The organism is Serratia sp. CoH_122_TC_1 (assembly GCF_058191755.1).
Map to the genome: position 1 here is coordinate 163,271 of NZ_JBXWLA010000002.1, position 22,989 is coordinate 186,259.

The 22,989-nt window shown below is 52.4% G+C and carries 24 protein-coding genes, 1 tRNA gene and 1 other RNA gene; 8 read left to right on the plus strand and 18 right to left on the minus strand.

From position 1 onward, the window contains the following. Window positions 1-88: 88 nt before the first annotated feature. The gene (locus AC2FC2_RS03315; RefSeq protein ID WP_404759791.1) at window positions 89-1,018 is read right to left on the minus strand and encodes a sugar ABC transporter substrate-binding protein; all 930 of its coding nucleotides are present in this window, start codon (window positions 1,016-1,018) and stop codon (window positions 89-91) included. A gap of 533 nt (window positions 1,019-1,551) precedes the next feature. Here AC2FC2_RS03315 and AC2FC2_RS03320 point away from each other — a divergent pair. The 3 genes from AC2FC2_RS03320 (at window position 1,552) to dcuR (ending at window position 4,836) form a co-directional block, all read left to right on the plus strand. After that, window positions 1,552-2,394: a class I fructose-bisphosphate aldolase gene (locus AC2FC2_RS03320; protein ID WP_209632823.1), complete on the plus strand. Its 843-nt coding sequence runs from the start codon at window positions 1,552-1,554 to the stop codon at window positions 2,392-2,394. A 123-nt stretch (window positions 2,395-2,517) separates the two neighbouring features. Next, on the plus strand, window positions 2,518-4,119 hold the full coding sequence (locus AC2FC2_RS03325; RefSeq protein WP_404759792.1) for a sensor histidine kinase: 1,602 nt from the start codon (window positions 2,518-2,520) through the stop codon (window positions 4,117-4,119). 3 nt (window positions 4,120-4,122) lie between these two features. Then, complete coding sequence (gene dcuR, locus AC2FC2_RS03330; protein ID WP_265557009.1) at window positions 4,123-4,836, plus strand: two-component system response regulator DcuR; 714 nt, start codon at window positions 4,123-4,125, stop codon at window positions 4,834-4,836. A 73-nt stretch (window positions 4,837-4,909) separates the two neighbouring features. Here the strand turns inward: dcuR and AC2FC2_RS03335 are convergent, their stop codons facing one another. The 5 genes from AC2FC2_RS03335 to AC2FC2_RS03355 form a co-directional block, all read right to left on the minus strand. Next, on the minus strand, window positions 4,910-5,263 hold the full coding sequence (locus AC2FC2_RS03335) for a hypothetical protein (protein ID WP_209632820.1): 354 nt from the start codon (window positions 5,261-5,263) through the stop codon (window positions 4,910-4,912). 17 nt (window positions 5,264-5,280) lie between these two features. Beyond that, window positions 5,281-5,598: a hypothetical protein gene (locus AC2FC2_RS03340; RefSeq protein ID WP_490658724.1), complete on the minus strand. Its 318-nt coding sequence runs from the start codon at window positions 5,596-5,598 to the stop codon at window positions 5,281-5,283. A gap of 174 nt (window positions 5,599-5,772) precedes the next feature. Further along, a complete protein-coding gene (locus AC2FC2_RS03345; RefSeq protein WP_490658725.1) occupies window positions 5,773-5,991 on the minus strand; it encodes a hypothetical protein in 219 nt (72 codons plus the stop codon). Window positions 5,992-6,268: 277 nt separating this feature from the next. Then, window positions 6,269-7,468, minus strand: a complete 1,200-nt coding sequence (gene fabV / locus AC2FC2_RS03350; RefSeq protein WP_209632817.1) for an enoyl-ACP reductase FabV — start codon at window positions 7,466-7,468, stop codon at window positions 6,269-6,271. 219 nt (window positions 7,469-7,687) lie between these two features. Continuing rightward, window positions 7,688-8,038 (minus strand): DUF4377 domain-containing protein, encoded by a 351-nt coding sequence (locus AC2FC2_RS03355; RefSeq protein WP_490658726.1) that lies wholly within the window; start codon window positions 8,036-8,038, stop codon window positions 7,688-7,690. 245 nt (window positions 8,039-8,283) lie between these two features. On the opposite strand from AC2FC2_RS03355, the gene AC2FC2_RS03360 reads away from it, so the two are divergent. Continuing rightward, on the plus strand, window positions 8,284-8,820 hold the full coding sequence (locus AC2FC2_RS03360; protein ID WP_490658727.1) for a DUF4136 domain-containing protein: 537 nt from the start codon (window positions 8,284-8,286) through the stop codon (window positions 8,818-8,820). A gap of 561 nt (window positions 8,821-9,381) precedes the next feature. On the opposite strand, the gene AC2FC2_RS03365 is transcribed toward AC2FC2_RS03360, so the two are convergent. From AC2FC2_RS03365 to ftnA, 4 genes are all read right to left on the minus strand, one after another. Further along, window positions 9,382-9,723 (minus strand): YebY family protein, encoded by a 342-nt coding sequence (locus tag AC2FC2_RS03365; RefSeq protein WP_037420318.1) that lies wholly within the window; start codon window positions 9,721-9,723, stop codon window positions 9,382-9,384. Between the two features lie 69 nt (window positions 9,724-9,792). Further along, window positions 9,793-10,674 carry a copper homeostasis membrane protein CopD gene (copD, locus tag AC2FC2_RS03370; RefSeq protein ID WP_490658728.1) on the minus strand — a complete coding sequence of 294 codons (882 nt, stop codon included), beginning with the start codon at window positions 10,672-10,674 and terminating at the stop codon, window positions 9,793-9,795. A 3-nt stretch (window positions 10,675-10,677) separates the two neighbouring features. Continuing rightward, window positions 10,678-11,061, minus strand: a complete 384-nt coding sequence (yobA, locus tag AC2FC2_RS03375) for a CopC domain-containing protein YobA (protein ID WP_209632797.1) — start codon at window positions 11,059-11,061, stop codon at window positions 10,678-10,680. Between the two features lie 324 nt (window positions 11,062-11,385). Then, a complete protein-coding gene (gene ftnA, locus AC2FC2_RS03380; protein ID WP_209632796.1) occupies window positions 11,386-11,904 on the minus strand; it encodes a non-heme ferritin in 519 nt (172 codons plus the stop codon). Window positions 11,905-12,277: 373 nt separating this feature from the next. Between ftnA and AC2FC2_RS03385 the strand changes: the two genes are divergently transcribed. Then, window positions 12,278-12,508, plus strand: a complete 231-nt coding sequence (locus tag AC2FC2_RS03385) for a DNA polymerase III subunit theta (protein WP_037420309.1) — start codon at window positions 12,278-12,280, stop codon at window positions 12,506-12,508. 29 nt (window positions 12,509-12,537) lie between these two features. Here the strand turns inward: AC2FC2_RS03385 and pip are convergent, their stop codons facing one another. Both pip and dksA read right to left on the minus strand, forming a co-directional pair. Then, entirely contained in the window at window positions 12,538-13,491 is a 954-nt protein-coding gene (pip, locus tag AC2FC2_RS03390; RefSeq protein WP_490658729.1) for a prolyl aminopeptidase, read from the minus strand. Window positions 13,492-13,663: 172 nt separating this feature from the next. Further along, window positions 13,664-14,089, minus strand: coding sequence for an RNA polymerase-binding protein DksA (gene dksA / locus AC2FC2_RS03395; protein ID WP_209632794.1), 426 nt, complete (start codon window positions 14,087-14,089; stop codon window positions 13,664-13,666). Window positions 14,090-14,521: 432 nt separating this feature from the next. Here dksA and exoX point away from each other — a divergent pair, with 432 nt between their 5' ends. Then, entirely contained in the window at window positions 14,522-15,190 is a 669-nt protein-coding gene (exoX, locus tag AC2FC2_RS03400) for an exodeoxyribonuclease X (RefSeq protein ID WP_490307681.1), read from the plus strand. Between the two features lie 33 nt (window positions 15,191-15,223). Here exoX and AC2FC2_RS03405 read toward each other — a convergent pair whose 3' ends face one another. From AC2FC2_RS03405 to AC2FC2_RS03430, 6 genes are all read right to left on the minus strand, one after another. Next, window positions 15,224-17,257 carry a S9 family peptidase gene (locus AC2FC2_RS03405; protein ID WP_209632792.1) on the minus strand — a complete coding sequence of 678 codons (2,034 nt, stop codon included), beginning with the start codon at window positions 17,255-17,257 and terminating at the stop codon, window positions 15,224-15,226. Window positions 17,258-17,325: 68 nt separating this feature from the next. Further along, window positions 17,326-17,979, minus strand: a complete 654-nt coding sequence (locus AC2FC2_RS03410; RefSeq protein ID WP_209632791.1) for a tellurite resistance TerB family protein — start codon at window positions 17,977-17,979, stop codon at window positions 17,326-17,328. Window positions 17,980-18,157: 178 nt separating this feature from the next. Further along, window positions 18,158-18,745 (minus strand): TorD/DmsD family molecular chaperone, encoded by a 588-nt coding sequence (locus tag AC2FC2_RS03415; protein WP_490658730.1) that lies wholly within the window; start codon window positions 18,743-18,745, stop codon window positions 18,158-18,160. 42 nt (window positions 18,746-18,787) lie between these two features. After that, window positions 18,788-19,525 (minus strand): phosphatase, encoded by a 738-nt coding sequence (locus AC2FC2_RS03420; RefSeq protein WP_020826369.1) that lies wholly within the window; start codon window positions 19,523-19,525, stop codon window positions 18,788-18,790. A gap of 86 nt (window positions 19,526-19,611) precedes the next feature. Beyond that, window positions 19,612-20,556 (minus strand): glyoxylate/hydroxypyruvate reductase GhrA, encoded by a 945-nt coding sequence (gene ghrA, locus AC2FC2_RS03425; RefSeq protein ID WP_490658731.1) that lies wholly within the window; start codon window positions 20,554-20,556, stop codon window positions 19,612-19,614. A gap of 128 nt (window positions 20,557-20,684) precedes the next feature. After that, window positions 20,685-22,187 (minus strand): peptide MFS transporter, encoded by a 1,503-nt coding sequence (locus AC2FC2_RS03430; protein WP_490658732.1) that lies wholly within the window; start codon window positions 22,185-22,187, stop codon window positions 20,685-20,687. 411 nt (window positions 22,188-22,598) lie between these two features. Between AC2FC2_RS03430 and AC2FC2_RS03435 the strand changes: the two genes are divergently transcribed. Then, a tRNA-Ser gene (locus AC2FC2_RS03435) sits at window positions 22,599-22,688 on the plus strand. Between the two features lie 45 nt (window positions 22,689-22,733). Further along, a non-coding RNA gene (locus tag AC2FC2_RS03440) (RtT sRNA) lies at window positions 22,734-22,854 on the plus strand. The last annotated feature ends 135 nt before the right edge of the window (window positions 22,855-22,989 follow it).

Below are 22,989 nucleotides of genomic sequence, written 5' to 3' on the forward strand. Positions count from 1 at the left end.
CGCCTTCAAGCTGCAGTGTTGTTGCCTGCTTTTCCTTACCCCAGTTGCAGCTTGAAATTCATCAGGTATAACCGCGCTGTCTTAACGCTTACTTTCTGTTCTTGTCGGCAAATTCTTGATAATTGGCCTTGGTAATCAGCTGATACGGGATCAGTACGTTGCTTTCCACTTTCTCGCCTTTCACCAGCTGAATGGCCGTTTGCACCGCACCTTCACCCTGCCCTTTGGCGTCCTGGAATACGCTCAGCGCCAGATCGCCCTTCTTGATGAATTCCAGCGCGTCCGGTGTACCGTCAACGCCGGCCACCAACACGCCGCTCTTCTTCGCCTGCTTCAGCGCGAGGATCGCACCAATCGCCATTTCGTCATTGTTGGAGGCAATAGCGTCAATTTTCTGACCGGTCAGCGCCCAGTCGGTGGTGATGTCGACGGCTTCTTTACGGCCCCACTTAGCCGTTTGCTTGTCGAGGATTTTGATGCCGGGGTACTTGGCCGCCACTTCTTCCACGCCACGGGTGCGGTCACGGGTCGCCTCATTGGAAAGTTCACCCATCAGGATCATCACATTGCCCTTGCCGTTCATCAGCTTGGCCAACTCTTCCATCTGCAGCTTGCCGGCCAGTTTGGAGTCTGAACCGACGTAGGCCATGCCTGCCGGCAGCGTGACTTCCGGACGGCGGTTAACAAACACCAACGGGATCTTGGCTTTTTCCGCCAGTTTGATCATCGGCTTCACGCCCTGGGTATCGACCGGGTTGAGAATGATGGCGTCGACGCCTTGGCTGACAAAGTTCTCGATCTGTTGGATCTGCTGGGCAATGTCCCCTTTAGCATCTTCAAACTGACCGCTGACATTGCCGTCCTGTTTCATTTTGTTCTGCATTGACTGGCGTAGGATGGTGAGGAAATTGTCATCGAAATAAGCCATTGAAACGCCGATTTTGATGTCTTTAGCCAATACGGTGGCCGGCAACATGCACATCAATACCGAGGTGACGATCAGTTTCTTCAGCTTCATGTTCTGTACCCTTTAATTGTTAGAGTGAAGAGGCCTGTTGATTTGACAGCTAATGAAAAATATTTTTTACATTCAAACAACAATCCGGTCGATGTTATCCCTTTGATACGGCAGATTTATCGCATTTTCGCCGTATCCAAGCGGTGCGTAAAATTTTGATCTACGTCTCAAAATAGATTAGAAACAATACGTTAAAACAAACACTCTTAAGGGGAGTTTATCTTCCCACCTCGCAATCAAATGTTTATTTCATAATTGAGATTATTGAAACTTTTTAACCCAAACAAGCGAAACATGCGTTTTGGAATAACCAAGTAACAAAAACATGACACGGATCTAACAAATGACGTAAAAGCCATAAGCGCGATCGTTCCTTTAGTGCGTTAGGCTACGCAGAAGCCCCACAGCGATGAAAAATGGCGGCGCGATTTCTTCGAAAATATGCGAGCAAGCGCGCAGTTTGTGGATCCGCTGTTTCATCCCCCGCGTTACTCGACAATACTGAATGGACAGTATTTTCAGGAGGATCTGACATGCAGCTCAGCAGTAAGGTACGGATGAACCGGCTGTTTAATAACGGCAAGTGCCTGGACGTGGCGATTGACCATGGCATCGCCAATGAGCCCGATTTTTTAATCGGTCTGGAAGATATCGAACGCGTGATGGACAGCCTGATTGTTGCCCGGCCAGACGCCATTCAGGTCAACTATGGCCAAGCGGATTTGCTGCAACGGTCTGCGCAACGTGATAAACCGGCGCTGGTGATGCGTACCGACGTGGGTAACGCTTATAACGCCGCACGCCACCGTGAAATGTGGGCGGTATTGCATAACCCCGAGGCGCCCATCCTTGCGGCATTGCAAATGGATGCCGCTGCCGTGGTGGTTAACCTGTACCTCATCCCCGATGAACCCGGCATTTTCCGCCAGTGCGTAGACAATATTGGTCGCCTGCGTCATGCCTGTGAACGCTATGCTATGCCATTGATGATCGAACCCCTGGTGATGGCCCCCGCTGGTCAGGGTTCGGCTTATGGCTCGTTGGGCGACGTAGAAAAAATGGTTCCGCTGGTGCGCCTGGCACGCGAACTGGGCGCCGACATCATCAAGGCCGATCCCACTGACCAGGTGGAGGATTTCCATCGTATCGTTGAGGCGGCACGCTGCCCGACATTAGTGCGCGGCGGCGGTAAAGGCGAACTGGGCGCGGTGCTGGAGAAATCCGCCGCGTTAATGGCACAGGGCGCATCCGGTATGGTTTACGGCCGCAATGTGTATCAGCACAGCAACCCGTCCAACGTGGTGAGCGCACTTATGGCAATCATCCATCAGGGTGCCAGCGGCCAACAGGCACTGGAAATCTATCATCAGCCCTGATACCCGGCTTTTGTAATTAAAATAATCCCTCACCCGGCGGCAGCATGTTATAACCTGCTGCCGGTCGCTGCCCTGCACGTCATTCCTCGCTATTATCCTGATATACCCATTCGGAGAACCGCTATGCCAAAACAACGGGTACCGTTGAAGCTCAGTACTACTCTCACGTTGATGGTGTCTGCCATCATCGCTTCGGTATTGCTGGTGGTGTATGCGCTTTTTTTTGTGCAGATGAATCACGAGGGGCAGGATCAGCAACGCCAGAAGGCAATGGCAATCGCCGAAACCCTGGCGCTGTCCAGCAACGTCATTGATGGCCTGTTACACGAGGACCACAGCGGCGCAATCCAGCGTTTTGCCGAGCAAGTGCGCCAGCAAAACGAATTGCTGTTTGTGGTGGTGGTCGATATGAAAGGCATCCGCTATTCGCACCCCAAACCTTGGCTGATCGGTCAACATTTTATCGGGACCGATTTGGAACCTGCATTGCAAGGCAAAACCAACAGCGCTATCAGCCGCGGAGCATTAGCCCCCTCACTGCGCGTGTTCGCCCCCGTCTATGACAGCGAACGGCGGCAGATTGGCGTGGTGGCGCTCGGCATTGCGCTCGACACCGTACACCGAGTGGTGGGCGAAAGCCGCTGGATAATCTACTGGACCATCGCCTTCGCCGCGCTGGTCGGCACACTCGGCACCTTCTTTTTGGTGAAGGCGCTGAAGCGCATCATGCTCGGTTTTGAACCTTACGAAATCTCTAACCTGTTCGAACAACGCAACGCCATGCTGCAATCGATTAAAGAAGGCGTCATCGCGGTCGATAACCAGTCACGCATCACCATTGTTAATGACGAAGCCAAGCGCCTTCTGCGCCAAAGCGGGCCATTCGAGAACCTGTTGCTGGAATCCGCCAGCCGGTATTGGCCTGCTCAACTGCATCTGGCGGAAGTTTTGGCCAGTGGCAAACCGCTGCGTGACCAACAGATCAACTTTAACGGCAGTGAACTGTTAACCAACACCGTGCCGGTGATCGTTAAAGGCCAGGTGATTGGCGCCATCGCCACCTTCCGCGATAAAACCGAGATCAGCCAATTGGTGCAACGCCTGAGTGGCATGGCGCACTACGCCGATGCGTTGCGCGTGCAATCTCATGAATTTATGAACAAACTGCATGTGATCCTCGGTATGTTGCATATGAAGGCCTATCAGCAACTGGAAAACTACATCATCAACACCGCCAGTAATTATCAGGAAGAGATCGGCGCGTTGTTGCGGAAAATCCAGTCGCCGGAAGTGGCAGGCTTCTTTATTGGCAAGATCAGCCGTGCCCATGAAGCCGGTATTGAGTTGACCATTGATGAAGCCAGCCTGCTGCCCGAAACCGACGATGCGGAAACGACCCACGTGCTGATCAGCGTACTGGGTAACCTGATTGAAAATGCCATTGACGCTATCGATGGCGTTGAAGGGCATGAGATCAACCTAAGCTTTCATCACAATGATAATCACTTACACTGTATCGTCAGTGACGACGGCCCCGGTATCGATCCTGCACTCGGCGAACGCATTTTTGAACAAGGCGTATCCACCAAAGGACCCGGGCGCGGCATCGGTCTGGCGCTGATTCGCAGCAGCCTGGAGAAACTGGGCGGCAGCATTGATTTCGAATCTGAACCGGGTGAATTGACCCAATTTTTTGTACATATTCCCTATCAAGCCAAGGGCTGAACCATGATTAACGTATTGATTATTGACGACGACCCGATGGTGGCGGAGCTGAACAAATACTACCTGAGCCAGGTCAGCGGCTTTCACTGCCAGGCGACGGTCGCTACGCTAGCGCAAGCGCGTGCGCTATTGGCCGCCCCCGATGTCAGTATCGATCTGGTGCTGTTAGATATTTATATGCAGCAAGAGAATGGACTGGACCTGTTGCCCGGCCTGCGCGAACTGGGTGAGAAAACCGACGTCATCATCATTTCCTCCGCCAGCGACGTGGACACCGTACAACGCGCCTTGCACTACGGCGTGGTGGATTATCTGATTAAGCCCTTCCAGTTTGGTCGTTTCAAAGAGGCGCTGAGCAACTACCAACAGCAGTCGCAGATCCTGGCACAGCGCGAATTCTCACAAGGGGATGTCGACAGTTTGTTGCGCCGTCAGCCCAACAGCGGCGAAAGCAAAAAACTGCCGAAGGGATTAACCAGCATCACGCTGAGTACGGTATGCGAATGGATTGAACAGCAGCACGACGGGGAGTTTTCTACCGATAACCTGGCTAACGCCATCGGCATCTCGCGGGTGTCCTGTCGAAAATACCTGATTTATTTGGCGGAGAGCGGCATTCTCGGCACCCGGATCCTCTATGGCACCACCGGCAGGCCGGTTTATCTTTACCAGTTAAAGCCAGACGCGATTGCCATGTTGAAAGAGTACTGCCGCTAACAATATCCCCGGCAAAGGCCGGGGAGTAATGGGCCGTTGGCCGCGCCAACTGGCACAGCCCCCGCAGCAGGCTTTAGCGATACCCTTTAAAACCGGGGAAACTCATCCCACCGCCCGGCAGGTAGCAACGTTTGCTATGCTGCTGTTTGTTTTTGCCACAACGGTATTCACCATAGTGGGTGTTATGCTGCTGCCGGCTCGCATGTTCCGCAATTGCTCGCGCTTGTTCCTTCGCAATCGCCTCGTCATTGGCCTGCGCCACAGCCTCGGCACTCCATATTTTGTGCTTAAGCACACTGCGCTTTTGCTGATAACTCTCAGAGATTTTATTATCCGACGGTTGTTCGCCGTGATACTGCAAATCAACCAACGCCAGTGCGGAGAAAGAACAGCATTGCACTACGCAGGCAAGAAAAATCCGTTTCATTGATGCATTCCTAAGATTTAATCGGGTTGTGCAGGTGACGACACATCTGCCAGCGCGTGATGCTCTGCGAGCGAGGCGGTTACGCACTCCCGCTGCGAAGGAGTTGCCTCCAACGCTTTTCGCTGAGCGCGCAAAATGGCAAGCTGCGCCTGTTCCATGCGTATTTGCTCTACATGCCACACATGTCGCATCACTCGATTTAGCCGCTGCCGATAATCAACGGTAACGCCACTTTCTCCTGAGGGTAAAGCTGGTGGGCGCCTGTCGACAAACGAATAACAACAGGAAGACGCCAGCAGCGTTAATGCCGCCGTCATCACAGAAGACAATTTCAAAATATTAAACTCCATTTATGCCTATGGGGAGGCGTATTCTCATTTCATCCATGAGAATTCCCTTGATAATTAAATAACCCACTGTCAAAAAATAGATTACGCGATAAACACTAAACCTTAATGAAATAGAAGATACTGAGGAGCATAATCGGTAGATAAAATATATTTAGCTGCTTAACGATCCCATAATGCTGACCAGTCTATCGTTCCACCAATACTCGGCTGCCCTTGGTTTAATACCGTGCTGGCTGGCTCACCGGCGCTGATGCGCTGCTTTTGTTCCCGTGTCGCCGGTGAAGGCTGCTCCCAACCGGTATGAGATATACCAGGCTCAATAGCACTGCAACCGCTCAAGGTGATTAATAGCCCAGGGATCCATTGGCGTAATATCATATGTTCTCCTTTAAAATAGACGCAACCGTCAGTGACAGTAAATAGAAAATCACTTTTTTTAGTTTATTAACGCTAATTCAGCCGTGCTGGAACGAGGCCGATCCGCATTGATTATAAATACTGTGGGAAAGCGTTAAAACTGAAAATAAACAGAACAACCGATGAAATCTGCCGCACGAACGCCACAGATCACACTCATCCACCGCCAAATACCCCTCAAGGTTTACAAATAAAAAAGCCGGGAAATCTCCCGGCCTTTTCTCAATGCTCGACAGGCTTAGACTAACTCAACCACATCAAACTTAACTTCACCGCTCAGGTCAGCGTCGTAATCAACGCCTTGCAGACCAAAACCGAACAGGCGCAGGAACTCAGCCTTATAACCCAGGTAATCGGTCAGTTCATTGATGTTGCTGTCGTTGATCTGTGCCCAGATTTCACGGCAGGTGTTCTGCACGTCGTCGCGCAGTTCCCAGTCGTCCAGACGTAGACGGTGCTGCTCATCGGTATCCGGAGCCGTGCCACTGTACAGCTTGGTGGCGAACAGGCGCTGGATCTGCTCGATGCAACCTTCGTGGATCCCTTGTGCCTTCATGATTTTGAACACAATAGAGATATACAGCGGCATTACCGGGATAGCGGAAGAAGCCTGAGTCACCACTGACTTCAATACGGCAACGTAAGCCGCGCCGCCTTTGGCTTTCAGTTTCTGATCGATAGCCTGAGCTGCGCGATCCAGATCTTCTTTTGCTTTACCCAGGGTACCGTGCCAGTAGATTGGCCAGGTCAGGTCAGTACCAATGTAGGAGTAAGCCACTGCCTGCACGTTGTCTGCCAGCACGCCGGCGTCTTCCAGTGCGTCCATCCACAGCTGCCAGTCCTGACCGCCCATCACTTTGACGGTATCAGCAATTTCTTGCTCGTTGGCCGGTTCAACCACGGCTTCAACCAGCACGTCTTTGTTGGTATCCAGTGCTACAGATTTGTACGGTTCGCCGATAGGTTTCAGCGCAGAGCGCACCACTTCACCGGTTTCTGGCATTTTACGCACCGGCGAAGCCAGCGAGTAAACCACCATATCAATCTGGCCCAGATCCTGTTTGATCAGATCGATAACCGTTTGGCGGCATTCATTGGAGAACGCATCGCCGTTAACGCTCTTCGCGTACAGGCCTTCTTCTTTAGCTGCCTTGTCAAAACCAGCAGAGTTGTACCAACCGGCAGAACCGGTTTTACCTTCACTGCCTGGCTTTTCAAAAAATACGCCGATGGTGGCCGCACCGCTGCCGAATGCGGCATTGATACGTGACGCCAAGCCGTAACCGGTGGAAGCACCGATCACCAGCACTTTTTTCGGCCCGTTTTTCAGTTCGCCACGTGATTTAACGTAGGCGATTTGCTCACGGACATTGGCTTCACAACCTGCCGGATGAGCGGTAGTGCAGATAAAACCACGAATTTTAGGTTTGATAATCATAGTAATTTTTTCTTGGTAGCTAAAAACCGAAGGACAATATACCTGATTTTCTCAATATACTTAAGCTGGGCGCATGACAGAATCGCAACAAGTACAGTGAACAGACCAGTTGCAGCGGTGAAAATCTTGCCCATGTGACAGGAAAATGGGGATAAGCGCAAGGAATTAAGGGTGGGCCTCAAGGCCAGGCAATTGCGCGCCCGGCCCATTAAAAACCAATCAGACTTTGTTCTTTTCCAACTGTTCGAGCAGCGTATAACGCAGTGAAGAGGCATCAGCAGGCGGGTTTTCCACCTCCGTCACCTGCACTTTTAGGCGATAGTTGTAGCCAGGTTCAAAAGTAAAACCGTCAATCCCGGTATAGAACAAGCCCCACGGCTCTTGTGCGGAATGCCGCACTTGCATGCACTTCATTGGGGCAACGCCCGTACAATTGACCAGCGCGCTGTTAACCAGCAACACTTCCGTATGGTTTCCGTCTTTCTTCACGGGTTGGTTCACTGTCGCTCCCTCCTGGCTGCAGCCAGCCAAACCGGCCAGGGCAACCAATAACAACGCTTTGATTTTCAATGTACTACACCATTAAGTCTTTAGGTGCGGCGATAATAGCAAAACGACTGCTACCAACGCCATCAGCGTGTTCCGAATTGCGAATAGGTTGTGTATGTCCACTGACTGTAGCGGAACAAATTAGCAATAGTGAACCTGCTCTCTTTTTGCCTTGTGCCGCAGCAAAAATGACGTCAGTTCGCCATTTGCCAACCGCAGCTTCTGCGTCTAACGTTATGAAATCAATAATCCCAAAGGGGTTTTCTATGCGTTTACTTTCTTATGTTTTCATCGCGAGCTCGGTGGCTTTCTTGTCGGGCTGTGCCAGTCAACCTAAAGTGACCAGTGACTACGACCACAGCGCTAACTTCACCCAATATCATACCTACGGTTTTGCCACCGAAAACGCGGGGCAATACCAAACCTTGACCGGTAAATACATTCAAAGCGCGATTAAACAACAGATGGAGCTGCGCGGTTATCAACCCAGCGCAACCCCTGATTTATGGGTCTACAGCAGCACAATGAAAGAAAACAAAGTGCAGGTTAACGATACTCCCGTGCCGGTTGGCCGCAGAGGTTATGCAGGCTGGGGGGGTTATAATCAAAGCATCTGGAGTTATACCGAAGGTACGCTGACGGTTGATCTGGTGGACAGCAAGAAAAAACAACTGGTTTGGCGCGGTTCAGCCAGCAATACGCTCAGTTCCGACGGACAACCTGCCACCCAGGCCCAGATTCAGCAGGCGGTGACCGCCTTGTTTGCCGTCTATCCTTTTAAGGCCGGGGCGTCTGCCCGCTGATAGTCATCAATAATACAGAAAGTTTCTGCCAGAACGGCAAGCCCTATTTCGGTCAGTAGGGCTTAATGCATCCCACGCACGGCCTCACTCCCCTTGCCTACCTCACACACTGCTTGCCTCTCGGGTATCAGGGTAACGCTGCGCTACGCCCATTTCGTGCCAGACCATTTAGAGGAGGCAATAGCGCTCAATCCACTGACATAGACCTTCAAGGGCAGTGGCGGCAAAGTGGCGACAGAGGAAGAAAAAGGGTGTAATACGGTAGAATAGGAGGCGTGATAAGTGGTTGTTTTGTTTGTAAGTTACTGTTTTAAAATGATAAACAAAAAAAGACCGAATACGATTCCTATATTCGGTCTAGGGAAATGGCTCTTGGGAGAGAGCCGTGCGCTAAAAGTTGGCATTTTGTGCAAAGCTTGTTCAGCCGTGCACTTTAAGAGTAGCTTACCGCGCTATTTTTGCCAGCCAGCACAGGCTCGGTGATAGTTTCATGAAGAAATTAATTCCGCACAATTTCTCACCACAGAGTTGTCTCAAACTAAGCCATTGTGGGATAAGCGATTAGTTAGCGCAGAGCTTCTCGGCACGTTCACGGTACGGCTCAACACTCATTTTCTTACCGGGGTTGGCGGCGTCATCCAGCAGGATGACATCCAGCGGCTGGGCACGCTGCTGCCCTGCTTTCACCTGCGCCTCTGCGGCAGCATTGAGCGGATACTGCATCAGTGTGCTGTTGTTGAGTACGAACAGTGCGCCGCCACTGCGGCATTGAAGCGTCACTTCTTCTTTGGTGAACGCCCACTGTTTACCGTATTCCAGTTTGGTGATGTTAACCAGTTGGTCTGCCGCCAGCGCACCGGTCGCGGTTGCCAGCAGCGTCATGCCAAGTAATACCGATTTCATGTTATGGCCTTAAGGTTGCTATTTGATTCAATTTTCCCGCAGTTGGGGGGCATCCGGCAAGCCGGAATGTTACACCGGCGCATAAGTTGCAAATAAACTTACCAGCAGCAGTACACCCGCCCCCAACCCCACCTCAGTCCAACAGGCGAGTACCAGCCCACGCTGTGCCAGCCGTGGCATGCTGCTCATCGCAGGGACGATGGCGTAGCGGTTAGCCAGTGCGACCATCACCATCAGCGCCACTAATGCGGTTTTGAACAACAGCAGGCGTTGGTATGGAGAGTCCACGTTCAACGGCCAACTGCCGAGAATAATCAAACTGTTAATCACACCGGTTAACACCACTAGCGCTACCGCCAGGTGACCCCAACGTGAAAAACGAATTAGCGTGGTGATAGCATCGCTGCGGCTCTGCGGTTGGGCCAGATAACGCAGGCAGACCAACAACGGCAGCAGGCTGCCAAACCAGTAACCGGCTGCCAGCAGGTGCAATGCGTGGTTAAAACGGTGCAGGACACCGAGTATTCCCTCATGCATTGCCGCGTGGCCGATAAACGCCATGCTAACCAGTAATAATGTAGAAAGCAGTGCCAAGAGTTGTGTACGACGCGGTTCTGCCAGCCACAGGCTCAGCAGTGCCAGTAATGAAATGCCCAGGTGCCAACGCCAGACTTCGCCGAAGGTCGTACCCAGCACCGCCCACCAAACCTCCAGGTGCCAGGTATCGGCCCAACCGTCCCCCATCTGCCCGGCTTGAATAGCCAATAATGCCACGGCGGAAAGCCCGGCAAGCCAGGTGCAAGAGACCAACAAGGGACGCACATCACGGGTGAGATACGGGGAAAGGCGCTGCGGCGACAATAAGGCGGTGAATAGGCTGGTGCCAAACATCAGCATCACCGCCGCAAAGTGCACAAAGCGACACAGGACAAACAGGGTCGCCAGACTCATGGATCAGTTTACGGTGAAGCTGTACTGGCCTTTGGTTTTATGACCGTCGACCGAGACTACGTGCCAATTAACGTTGTATTTACCGGCAGCCAGCTCACCTTCGATAGGCAGGTTAACCTGGGTATTGTTGTTCGCGTCGAGCTGCAATTTACCGGTTTTCACTTCAGCGTTGTTCGGCCCGGTGATTTTAATGCCGCTAAAACTAGGCTCAATACCTTCAGAGAAGTTCAGCGTCAGCACTTTCGGTGCCGGACTCACGCTGGCATCGGCTGCCGGTGTTTCAACTTTCAAATGAGCATGTGCTAAAGCCTGCTGTGAAGACAAACCAACAAACAGCACAAAAATGGTGGAAAGCAGGCGATAAGAAGAACGAATTTTACCGATCACAGTGATATCCCTTAAAGCAATAATCGAGGGTAATAAGGGTTAAGGCTAACCGCATGGGCGATGTATCAGCAGCCCCAACCCACCGCAGATGATTGCGCCACGGGTAAACAGAAGAAGTATAGGATTATGATAACCCACTGTTTTAACTCTCTACCATCCCTGTAGCGTATCACGTCAAATGATAACGAGTGCCATTCAGCAAGTCGAGCAGAACACTGGCATTTTGCGATCCAGTAGCACATATCGCTGTAAAGCCACGACAACTACAGGGCATAAAAAAACCGCGCACCGGGCAGGCCGGGACGCGGTTTTTAACAACAATATTTAGACCTGGCCGTTACCGTTCTCGCCAGCTGCACCCATTTTCTTCAAATCTTTATCGATGAAGAACAGTGCGTTGCCGCTATTGCCCACCAGCGCCAGTTTATCCAGCACGGATTTGAACAGCTTCTCTTCTTCGTGCTGTTCAGCAACATACCACTGCAGGAAGTTAAAGGTAGAGTAATCATGCGCAGACATTGCCGCGTGCGCCAGCTCGTTGATCTGGCGGGTAATCAGTTGCTCATGCTCGTAAGTTTGTTGGAATACATCAGCCAGGGATGCAAATTCAACAGGCGGCGCAGCAATGGTACCCAGCAGTGGCAAAGCGCCTGTGTCGCTCAGGTATTCGAACAGACGTTGCATGTGCTGCATCTCTTCCTGAGAGTGTTCTTTAAGGAATGCAGCGGCGCCTTCAAAGCCTTTATCGCTGCACCATGCGCTCATTTGCAGGTACAAGTTCGCGGAGTAGAACTCCAGGTTCAGTTGCTCATTCAGCTTCTTGGTCATTTCAGGCGTCAGCATAATCATTCCTTTATTTTGCAGGTATCAATTTAATTTTTCCGCATTATGCCTTGGTAAAAACAAAATAAAAACACTTGATTTACATCATCAAGGATTTAATTTTAAATTGATTAAAAATCAACGTGTTAATTTATTTTCTGTTATATGTTTAAATTATTATGATAACTATTTACATCCGTACATTTAATCAAAAAACGAATCATTCTTATTTGAAAAAATAAATAGATTGCATTGCCATTGGTGCAATAAATAACCTTCCGTATCCTACGTTATTATCTGCGGATATCCCCCTCTGCGCTTCGGGCTTGCCAAGTGCCTCTCGGTGCATTACCTTCTGCGCTGATCCAATGCGGTAACAAGTAAGGAGAATACGGTGGGTTACAATCTGGCAGAGCTTTCCAAAGAAGAGATGGACAAGGTGAACGTTGATCTCGCGGCGTCTGGCGTGGCGTTCAAAGAACGCTATAACATGCCGGTAATCCCGGAAATGGTCGAACGCGAGCAGCCAGCGCATCTGCGTGACTATTTCCGCGAACGCGTGGCGCACTACCGTGTTGAATCACACAAGTATTCACGTCTGCCGTACGAACCGAAATCCAAATAATAAAGCCCGCCTTTATGGCGGGCTTTTGGTCATTTGCCGGCAAACTTATCGGTCGCCAACATCAGCTGATGCAGGATGCCCGGCTCATCAAAGGAGTGCCCCGCACCCTCGACGATATGCAACTCGGCTTCTGGCCACGCTTTCGCCAGATCCCAGGCGTTTTGCACCTGACAGGCCATATCGTAGCGGCCGTGAATAATCACTGCTGGAATATGGCGGATCAACGGGACGTTACGCAGCAGCTGATCGTCGCTGTCCAGGAAACCCAGATGAGTGAAATAGTGGTTTTCAATGCGGGCAAAGGCCAGCGCAAAGTCATCCTCACCAAAGGAAGCCGACTCACTGCTTGGCAACAAGGTGACGGTCTCCCCTTCCCACACGCTCCACAGCTTGGCCGCCTCGAGTTGGATCTGAGGGTCCGTTGACGTCAGGCGCTGGCGATAAGACGCAATCACGTCCTTGCGCTCTTCCGCTGAAAGAATCGACAGCACGCGTTCCCATTTTTCCGGGAAGAAGCGCGAAGCGCCGTCCTGATAATACCAATGCAGCTCTTGCTTACGCAGGGTGAAGATACCGCGCAGCACCATTTCGCTGACACGCTGTGGATGGCTTTGCGCGTAGGCCAAGGCCAGCGTAGAACCCCATGAACCACCAAAGACCAACCAGTGATCCACACCGGCCATTTCGCGCAGCCGTTCAATGTCCTGCACCAGATGCCAGGTGGTGTTGTTATCCAGACTGGCATGCGGCTTGGAACGGCCACAGCCGCGCTGATCGAACAGTAACACCTTGTAGCGCTGGGGATCGAACAGCTGGCGGTGATAAGGCGAAATGCCGCCGCCCGGGCCACCATGGATAAAGACCGCTGGCTTGCCGTTCGGGTTTCCGCTCAGCTCCCAGTAGATCCGGTGGCCATCTCCAGTGTCCAGCCAACCGCTGTCATATGCTGCTAACGGCGGGTACAAACCTCGTAATTGTTCCATGGCGCTTCCGTCTCTCAGTGGGTCATCCCCTCATAAAAGCTGAAGCCGCCCATTTGGTCAACGGTAAAACCCGAAAACTCCTACCCTACCCAACAAGTTATGGTTCGTTTGCTTAAAATGAATACGACCTGCTGGCAAAATAACGGCAGGTCGTAGAGAACCAGACGTAAACTTAACCTCTTTTACGCAAATGCGGTTCGCGCATTTCCTGCGCGGTTTTTGCTTCAATGCTTAGTTCCGCTGTTGGCCGCAACAACAAACGTGCCAAACCAATAGGCTCTCCGCTTTCACGGCAATAGCCGTATTCGCCGTTATACAAACGCGTTAGCGCTGCGCTAATTTTCGGCAGCAGACGGCTTTCACGATCCAACTGGCGGAATAACAGCCGCAAATCCTCTTCGCGGGCAGCTTTGTCTGCTTCGTCACCGGATACTTCACCGCTGTCGATATCCCGCTTCAGCGCATCAATGTGCTGCAACAGTTTTTGTTGCTCGTCCAGCAAGCGCTGGCGGAAAAATGCCCGCTGCGCCGGATTCATGTAATCAGACTCCGGCATAGCCAAAAGCTGCTGCGGGTTTAACAAGGTCACAACGTTCATTGCGCTCTCCGGTCATTACTTAATTGTTATATTATAACATATCATAATTTTAAAGCAGCCCTTCATCAGAAACAAAATTACGCAGATAAACAACCAATTAGTTAAATCAGCTGCTTTCATGCTTGCATCCATTAGGCATAAGGAGGTTAATGGTTGAGCAACCCACCCAACCATAGGTAACTGAGAGGCCATCATGAGTAAGGGAATGGATAGCAAAAAAAATGCGAAGAAGAAGCCGTTGAAAACCCCCGCAGAGAAACGCGCAGACAAACGCGCTAAGAAAGGCCAGACTTCCGGCGAGTAAGCGAACTTCTAACCGTAGTTAAACCCGCCATGGCGGGTTTTTTATTGCCTGAAATTGCCCCCTTTCAACGGTTGGCATAGCCGCGTCTGCCAGTTAAGCTAAACCTGTGCAGTCACCCTGAGGAAACCATGAATTTACGTGTAATAGACACTGAAACCTGCGGGCTGGAAGGCGGCGTGGTAGAGGTGGCCTCTGTTGATCTGATCGACGGACAAATCGCCAACCCAATGAGTGACCTGGTCAGCCCCGACCGCCCCATTAGCATTGATGCAATGGCCATTCACCATATCACCGAGCAAATGGTTGAAGGGAAACCGCGTATCGCAGTGGCAATCGGGCGCTATTTGGGCAGTTCCTACTATGTTGCGCACAATGCGGCTTTTGATCGCGGCGTACTGCCGGAAATGAACGGTGCCTGGATATGCACCATGAAGCTGGCGCGGACTCTGTACCCAGACATCAAATACGGCAACCAATATCTGCGCTATGCGCTAAACCTGGACGTGCAACTGCCGCAAGACACCACATTGTACCCACATCGGGCACTGTATGATTGTTATGTGACCGCCGCATTGCTGCAACGCATTATCAAGGATTCAGGTTGGACGCCGGAGCAAATGGCGCAAATCACTGAACAGCCGGTGCTGCTGAAGAAATTTAAGTTCGGTAAGTATCGTGGGCAGGAAATAGACAGGATCGCGCAGGAAGATCCAGGCTATTTGCGCTGGATGCTGAAATCCATCGAAGATCTCAGTCCAGACATGAAGCACACGCTGAAATACTATCTGATCGGCTGAAAAAACGGGCAGCACTCGCTGCCCGCCTGAAGGTTACTCCGCCAACGCCAGAATAAAGGCGTATTCCAGCGCAATGTCTTCATAGGCCTTGAAACGCCCAGACTTGCCGCCGTGCCCTGAATCCATATCGGTATACAGCAACAACAGGCGATCGTCGGTCTTTAGATCGCGCAGCTTGGCAACCCACTTGGCCGGCTCCCAATACTGTACCTGGGAATCATGTAGCCCGGTGGTGACCAGCATATGCGGATAATCCTGCGCCTTCACTTGATCGTACGGGCTGTATTGCTTGATATAGTCGTAATACGCGGGTTCATTTGGGTTGCCCCATTCGTCGTATTCCCCGGTCGTCAGCGGAATAGATTCGTCCAGCATCGTGGTAACCACGTCGACAAACGGCACCTGCGCCACAATGCCATTAAACAACTGGGGAGCCTGATTGATCACTGCCCCCATCAGCAAGCCACCCGCACTGCCGCCCATGGCGAACACCCGTTTAGCATCACCGTAACCTTGGGCGATCAACGTTTCTGTCACGTCGATAAAATCGTTAAAGGTATTCTGCTTTTTGAACAGTTTGCCGTCTTCATACCACAATTGCCCCAGTTCCCCACCACCGCGAATATGTGCCAGAACAAAGACAAAACCGCGGTCCAACAGGCTTAACCGGCTGGCGCTGAAGGCGGGATCCATGCTGCTGCCGTATGAGCCGTAGCCATACACCATCAGTGGGTTGCTACCATGTACAAAACTATCGTGGCGATAAACCAGTGAAACCGGCACGTCGACACCATCACGCGCCTTCACCCATAGCCGCTCACTGCGGTAATTTTCCGGGGTGAAGTTTTTCACTTCCTGCTGTTTGAGCATCACGCGCTCACCGTTGTCGAGATTGAGCTCATACAACGTGGTCGGTGTGGTCATCGAAGAGTAGCCATAACGCAACAGCTCGGTTTCTGGCTCAGGGTTGTACGCCAACCAGGTTGTGTAGGTCGGGTCGTCGAAGGCAATACGTTTCTCTTCACCGCTCTGCCAGTGAATTTGGCGCAGTTGGGTCAGGCCCTCGCTACGCTCCTCCACCACCAGCCAGTCACGGAACAGGCTAAAGCCTTCCAACATCACTTCAATGCGTGGGGCAATCAGCGTCTGCCACTGCGCTTCGTCTGCCTGTTCGCTTTGATACAGACCGAAGTTTTTGCCGTCCTTGTTAGAACGGATATAGAAATGCTGGTGATAGTGATCGATACCGTATTCATGATCCTTACGGCGCGGCACAAACACCTGCGGTGCGCTGTCGGCGCGATCGGCGTCCAACAGCAGGATTTCCGAAGTGGTGGTACTGCTGAGGTGGATCAAAATAAAACGTTCGGAGGTGGTTTTTTCCAGCCCGACGTAGAAGGTGTCATCCAGCTCTTCGTAGATCAGCGTGTCATGCTGTGGATCCGTACCAACCACATGACGATAGACCTGGTAAGGCAACAGCGTTTTGGCATGTTTACGCACGTAATACAGGGTGGACGAGTCGTTGGCCCATTCAAAGCTACCGGACGTGTTTTCCAGCACTTCGTCAGCCCAGGTATCGTTGCTGAGGTTTTTGAAACGAATGTCGTACTGTCGACGAGAGAGAAAATCTTCTGCAACCGCCAGCTGTTGGTTGTCAGGGCTGACTTCCAGCCCACCCAAGGTATAAAACTCGCGCTGCTCGGCACGCTGATTACCGTCAATCAGCGTATCCCAATGTGTGTTTTCTGCCTCGGGCTGACGGACGTAAATGGCATATTCATTGCCGGGTTCGAAACGCGTCTGATAGCGGTAGCCGTGTCTGACGTAAGGCACCGAATGTTCCTGCTGAGGAATACGTGCCACCATCTCTTCATACAACGTTTCGCGTAACGCCTGTTGCGGTTTCAATGCCGCGTCAGTAAAGGCATTTTCCGCCTGCAGATAATCCAGCACCTGCGGGTCTGCGCGCTCATCGTCGCGCAGCCAATAATAGTCATCAACACGCGTGTCGCCGTGCGTAGTGATAGGATAAGGACGTTTCTCTGCCTTAGGGGGTGTCATCATTGCTAAATCATCCGCTTACCTTGATTACGGCAAGAGTGACACGATTCCCCCCGGCTTGCCAAGCGGCGCTATGCCAGCTCGCGTTTTTTCTCATTCACGTCGTTTTCAATGCCCTGCTTAACATCCGCCGGGATCTTCAACGACTGCGCCAAAGCGTCAAGATAACCGCGCTCCATAAAGTGATCGACGTCGATCACCATGCAGCTCAGGTAATACACTTCTAGTGCTTCGTCTTCATTTTTCACGCTTTGGGCGATCAGGTCCGGGTTCAACGGTTGATCGATAGCTTCTTGCACCCATTTTTGCGCTTCCTCGCCTACCTGCAATTGTTCCAGGCTGTGATCGATGGCGAGTTTTTCTTCCGCATCAATATGGCCATCACTCTTGGCGGCAAATACTAAGGCTTGCACCAAACGCTTGGCGCGCAAGTCCACCGGCGTGGTCTGCAAACCAAACTGCGGTTCACTCTGATGCGTTTCTTTCACCCGCTGTTTGTATTTATTCCACAGCACCGCCCCCACCGCTGCGCTGCCGCCAATAATCAACGCGTTCTTGCCGAATTTCCCCACCAGCTTGCGTGAAGACTTATTCGCCAATAAGACACCGACAAGGCCCCCCAACGCGGTTGGGGCCAGCAGTTTGCCGATACCTTCTGACCCGCCAATTGAACCGGCCTTTTGCCCAATCATCGATTGGATCTGTTGCATCCAGTTATTTTTCATAATCACCCCTTTGCGTAGGAAACGAGGCGCAGGCATATGAAGCCCAGACCGCCGGTAAACCGTCAGATTAGGGGATTTTTTGTCAATTTACGTATGGGGGATGAAAACCTGTGTAGCAAGACATTGGCGAGGGAGGAAAAGCCGGCTTCACCCTTAAGTGCAAGCCGGCCAGCGGGTGTTAAGGCTGTGCGTCCTCTTCACCCGGCTGCTCGTCTTCCTGTTCGTATTCTGCCAGTTCGTCACGCATTGCCTGGATAGACTCGCGAGCCAACAGCGACAACGTCCGGTAAAAGCCGGTGGTGGCATGAGCTTCTACTTTGCCGAGGAAACGACCGCACCACGGCAACAGGTACTCGTCAAACAACGTGATTTGCGCCTGCACTTCGTCTTCCTGTGACTGATCTTCCAACCAGGAAGCCGCCAACAGCAAAGAACCAAAATGATCAGCGGGTGCTTCGCTCAGCGGCATACCGCGTTGCTGCAAGAATGTACGCACTTCCGCTTCAGACGCCCCTTCAACATAGGCAGAGCGGTAAGGCGAGACACTGCATTCACTGCCGACAAACATCGCGTTGAAATCAGTGGACAGTTGATTGACATCGCAACCTTGTTGCAGACGTACCAGCAATTCATCCTGCTCCAGCGGCCAGTGTTGTTTCAGTTTGCCTTCTTTGATCAGCGTGAACAGCGGCACCAACAGCGGATCCTGCGGCTGACGGTAAAACAGCGTACCCAGCACGCGGCAAACAACGGAAAACTCATTCATGATAATGCCTTATACAATACGGAAAAATTTGCCGGGACGATGTCACAAATCGGCCAGTTCCGCAATCGCCGGCTTGCCACGCCGCTCGAGAAAGTCCAACAGACGCCGTGGGCTGACGTTAAGGATACGTTCCTGCGGGAATTCCACCTCAGCAATAATGCGCTCGCAGTGTTCAAAACCGCCGAGCGAGAAAGCTATGTGTGAATCCGAGCCTAACGCCAGCCAGCCGCCGGCATCACGCACCGCGGCTGCAATCGCACGGCAGTTGTCTTCGCTGCCCTTGCGCGAATGGGTGAACGACGAGTTATTCAGCTCAAGCGCCACGTCGTACTTCGCCGCCGCCGCCGCCACCGCCGCAATATCAATCGGGTATCTTGGGTTACCGGGGTGGCTGATAATATGCACATCTCCCTGTGCCATCGCGGCAATCATCGCTTCGGTATTGGCCGCTTTATCCTGCGGTGCAAACACCGGCTCATGGAAACCGGCGATAATCACGTCGATTTTATCCAGCATCGGACCGGTGCAGTCGATATCGCCCTGCAGATTTTTGATGTTGGCCTCGATACCGCGCAGAATGCCCACGCCATCCACCAGACGCGGCCACACGTGCATGTTCATAAAGTGCCAATAATGCGGTGCATCGGCCATATCCGGGCCGTGATCGGTGATGGCGAAAAGTTTGATGCCCTTTTGCTGGGCTTCGACGATGTAATCATGCAGCGTGCTGTAGGCGTGGGTGCTGGCGACGGTGTGCATATGTAAATCAACGGGGTACATTGCTTCTCCTTCTGGGCGGCCTGCCTGGAGTACAACAGCAGGCGGCGGTTTCTTATATTTAGCTTAGCAGGTGCATCACCGAAAGATCAGTAGCCACGTTCCACATCCACCAACCCGGCAGGCACTTGCCCGGCCTCAAGCGCGAGGATGTTTGCCGCTATCTGATCCATTGCCACTTCCGGCAACGTGATGGCAGCAATATGCGGGGTAATGGTGACACGCGGATGACGCCAGAACGGATGCGTCTGTGGCAGTGGCTCGTTGACGAACACATCCAGCGTAGCGGCGGCCAGTTGACCTTGCTCCAGCGCCTGCAACAAATCATCTTCAACCAGATGCGCACCGCGAGCCAGGTTAATCAAATAAGCCCCTGGAGCCAAGTGCGCGAACAGTTGTTGATTGAGGATCCCGGCGGTCTCCGGCGTATTGGGCAAGAGATTGATCAGCAATTGCACACCATCTAAAAACGCGGCGCGCTGCTCTGCTCCAGCAAAGCTCTGCACGCCGTCGATCTGTTTTGGGCTGCGGCTCCAGCAACGCACGTTAAAACCAAACGCCGTCAGCTTCTGCGCCACGCTTTTCCCCAACACCCCGGCACCGAGGATGCCAATAGTGAAGTGATCCTGTTGATGAGGATCGAGCGGCCGCCACTCCTGCTGCTGCTGCTGCTGCAATTGATACTCGTCAAAACGGCGGAAATAACGCAACACGTAACTCAGTGCATATTCCTGCATCTGTTGTGCCATGCCGGTATCCTCAAGACGCACCAGCGGCACACCTGCCGGCAGAGTACCGGGATGCTGGCGCTCTTGATCCAAGATAGCGTCGACGCCCGCCCCCAGGGCAAAGACCCCTTTTAGGGCTCCACGGTGAGCCAACATCTCGTGCGGCGGTCGCCACACCAATGCGTAATCCGCCGGGCGATCGTCGCCCGGTTGCCAGGCGCGCACCCTCGCCTGCGGCAAACGTTGCGATATACCTGCTATCCATTCCTGGGCATTAAAGAAAGGGTGATAAAAAAGGATGTCCATCTGCACAGCTCCTGTCTGTTTTTATGTATTTGCAACCAGACTTCCGCGATTCGCTGCCAGATGCAAGTGTTAAAGCCCAAAATGAAAACAGCCCCGACCAGTGGGGCTGTTTTTTAGACTGAGGGATCTCAGGCTGCAACAGGGGCGTCGTGCCGTATTAACCGCCGTAACAGTGGGATCAAGATTAACATCACCACCCCAACGCCTGCGGCTCCCCAACCCAACGCGCTGAACACCTCGCTGTAACCGGGGTTGGTTAACGCAGGGGTGCTGCCACTGTTCTCAGGCATTAGTCCGGAGACGTAACCAGCCAATACCGAGGCAACGCCGGTAACCATCATCCAGCATCCCATCATTACGCCCTGATAACGCGGTGGCGCCAGTTTGCCGATCATCGCGTAGCCGATCGGTGAAATCATCAGTTCGCCAATGCTCTGCAACACATAGCTGATGACAATCCATTTAAACGCCACCAACCCATCACCACCGGCCAGGCTGATGCCTAGCGGCAGCACCAGCATGCCCAGCCCGATGCAGAACAGCGAACCGGAGAACTGCATTGGGATATCAATCTTGCAACCACGTGCTCGCAGGCGATTAAACCACCAGGCCATCAAGGGTCCGCCCACCACGATCACCAGCGTATTGATGTTCTGAATCCACTGAGGTGCCACCTGAATACCATAAACGTTCAGGTTGATATTGTGTTCGGAGAACAGCATTAACCCCATCGGGGCCAACTGATACAGCGCCCAAAAGACCAGAGAACCCAGCGCCAGAATGAGATATGCAGTCATCCGACGACGTTCATCACGCGGATGATGACGTAACGTAACCACACACAGCATCAGGAAAATCAACGCACCGAGGCCAATAACAAAATGACCACTGAACTCTGCATGGGTCAGCATTACGCGGATGATCGGCACCAGCAGCACCAACACGGCTAACCCGACCAACATGCGCCAGCGGTACTGTGAACGAGTGGCATCGTGCAGTGGCGTGTTAAGATCGGCCAGGATGCGCCAGCGGCTGACGGCAACGATAATCGCCGCCGCGTTGCCCAGGGTAGCAAACAGGAACAGCGCGCGATAATTTTCGGTCAGTTGGAAATAGCCGGCTACGGTAAAGCCGACAAAGAACCCCAGGTTCATCCCGGCGTAGTTCCACAAAAAGGCCGCTTCACGTCGATCGTCGTCCGGCTTAAAGCGCTGGGTCAACATCATATTAATGCAAGTGACGTTCAGCCCGCTGCCGGTCAGGAACATCGCCAATCCCCAGTAAAGGCCCCAGACGCCTGCCACTGCGATCAACGCGCAGCCGATCACCTGTAGCACCATACCCAACACGAATAAGTTGCGGTTACTGAGGAAACGCCCGCCCAGGTAGCCCCCAAACATATGCAACCCATAGTTGAACGCACCAAATACGCCCATCATGGCGTTGGCGTTGCCTTCGCTGAAACCCAGACGCTTGGTGGCATAAAGCACCAGCGTGGAGTACAACACGGCAAAACCCAGCGTGGCGAAGATTTGGATAAAAAACAGTGCCCCGGCACCCGGGGGGATGGCATGACGCTGCGGCGCCGCCGTTGTGGAGTCCGATGAAGTCAAAGTGAACCTCTGCTGCATTATTATTTGATAGATCAGTCCCTGTCTGTGTTATTGCCAGTGCAATGCCCGGCAACCTGCGCGGGGTGTGATATTCCTTGCCAAAACCCCACGTCAGCACCCTTCCATTTAGCGACACATATGACTAATAATCCAGTATTAATGCATATATCAGCACCAGAGCTAATGCCATTGCTGGTATATTGAGCTAACCCACAGGGAAATGTACAAATAATAGTCTTAAAGATAATTTAGCCCCGTAATCATCTTGAAAATCTGCGCCATCCGGCTGTCTATCGCTCGGGAAATCAGCAAATTGCTGCAAGTTTAGCTAAACAGTCATGGTTATGTCACAAGAGGGTTGACGCTGGGATCAGATTCTCCTACATTAGCGCCCGTCGACAACGCAATGCGTTAGCGATGAAGTAAAACGGTGAGGTGTCTGAGTGGCTGAAGGAGCACGCCTGGAAAGTGTGTATACGCGAAAGTGTATCGAGGGTTCGAACCCCTCTCTCACCGCCATATTTTAAAGAGAGAGCCTGGATTAACGTCCAGGCTTTTTTTTGCATGTTATACAGACCGAGAGGGGCGAGAACCCTCGACAGGGTTCGACAAAACGCATGCGTTTTGGACCGCCAAAGGCGGCCCGCAGGGTGAGCGCAGCGAATCAAGCCCTCTCTCACCGCCATATTTTGAAGAGAGAGCCTGGATTAACGTCCAGGCTTTTTTTTTGCATGTTATACAGACCGAGAGGGGCGAGAACCCTCGACAGGGTTCGACAAAACGCATGCGTTTTGGACCGCCAAAGGCGGCCCGCAGGGTG

Coding starts and splice junctions, on each gene's coding strand:
- AC2FC2_RS03315 (WP_404759791.1), bottom strand. CDS start 1,018: ATGAAGCTGAAGAAACTGATCGTCACCTCGGTATTGATGTGCATGTTG.
- AC2FC2_RS03320 (WP_209632823.1), top strand. CDS start 1,552: ATGCAGCTCAGCAGTAAGGTACGGATGAACCGGCTGTTTAATAACGGC.
- AC2FC2_RS03325 (WP_404759792.1), top strand. CDS start 2,518: ATGCCAAAACAACGGGTACCGTTGAAGCTCAGTACTACTCTCACGTTG.
- dcuR (WP_265557009.1), top strand. CDS start 4,123: ATGATTAACGTATTGATTATTGACGACGACCCGATGGTGGCGGAGCTG.
- AC2FC2_RS03335 (WP_209632820.1), bottom strand. CDS start 5,263: ATGAAACGGATTTTTCTTGCCTGCGTAGTGCAATGCTGTTCTTTCTCC.
- AC2FC2_RS03345 (WP_490658725.1), bottom strand. CDS start 5,991: ATGATATTACGCCAATGGATCCCTGGGCTATTAATCACCTTGAGCGGT.
- fabV (WP_209632817.1), bottom strand. CDS start 7,468: ATGATTATCAAACCTAAAATTCGTGGTTTTATCTGCACTACCGCTCAT.
- AC2FC2_RS03360 (WP_490658727.1), top strand. CDS start 8,284: ATGCGTTTACTTTCTTATGTTTTCATCGCGAGCTCGGTGGCTTTCTTG.
- AC2FC2_RS03365 (WP_037420318.1), bottom strand. CDS start 9,723: ATGAAATCGGTATTACTTGGCATGACGCTGCTGGCAACCGCGACCGGT.
- copD (WP_490658728.1), bottom strand. CDS start 10,674: ATGAGTCTGGCGACCCTGTTTGTCCTGTGTCGCTTTGTGCACTTTGCG.
- ftnA (WP_209632796.1), bottom strand. CDS start 11,904: ATGCTGACGCCTGAAATGACCAAGAAGCTGAATGAGCAACTGAACCTG.
- pip (WP_490658729.1), bottom strand. CDS start 13,491: ATGGAACAATTACGAGGTTTGTACCCGCCGTTAGCAGCATATGACAGC.
- dksA (WP_209632794.1), bottom strand. CDS start 14,089: ATGAACGTTGTGACCTTGTTAAACCCGCAGCAGCTTTTGGCTATGCCG.
- exoX (WP_490307681.1), top strand. CDS start 14,522: ATGAATTTACGTGTAATAGACACTGAAACCTGCGGGCTGGAAGGCGGC.
- AC2FC2_RS03405 (WP_209632792.1), bottom strand. CDS start 17,257: ATGATGACACCCCCTAAGGCAGAGAAACGTCCTTATCCTATCACTACG.
- AC2FC2_RS03410 (WP_209632791.1), bottom strand. CDS start 17,979: ATGAAAAATAACTGGATGCAACAGATCCAATCGATGATTGGGCAAAAG.
- AC2FC2_RS03415 (WP_490658730.1), bottom strand. CDS start 18,745: ATGAATGAGTTTTCCGTTGTTTGCCGCGTGCTGGGTACGCTGTTTTAC.
- AC2FC2_RS03420 (WP_020826369.1), bottom strand. CDS start 19,525: ATGTACCCCGTTGATTTACATATGCACACCGTCGCCAGCACCCACGCC.
- ghrA (WP_490658731.1), bottom strand. CDS start 20,556: ATGGACATCCTTTTTTATCACCCTTTCTTTAATGCCCAGGAATGGATA.
- AC2FC2_RS03430 (WP_490658732.1), bottom strand. CDS start 22,187: ATGCAGCAGAGGTTCACTTTGACTTCATCGGACTCCACAACGGCGGCG.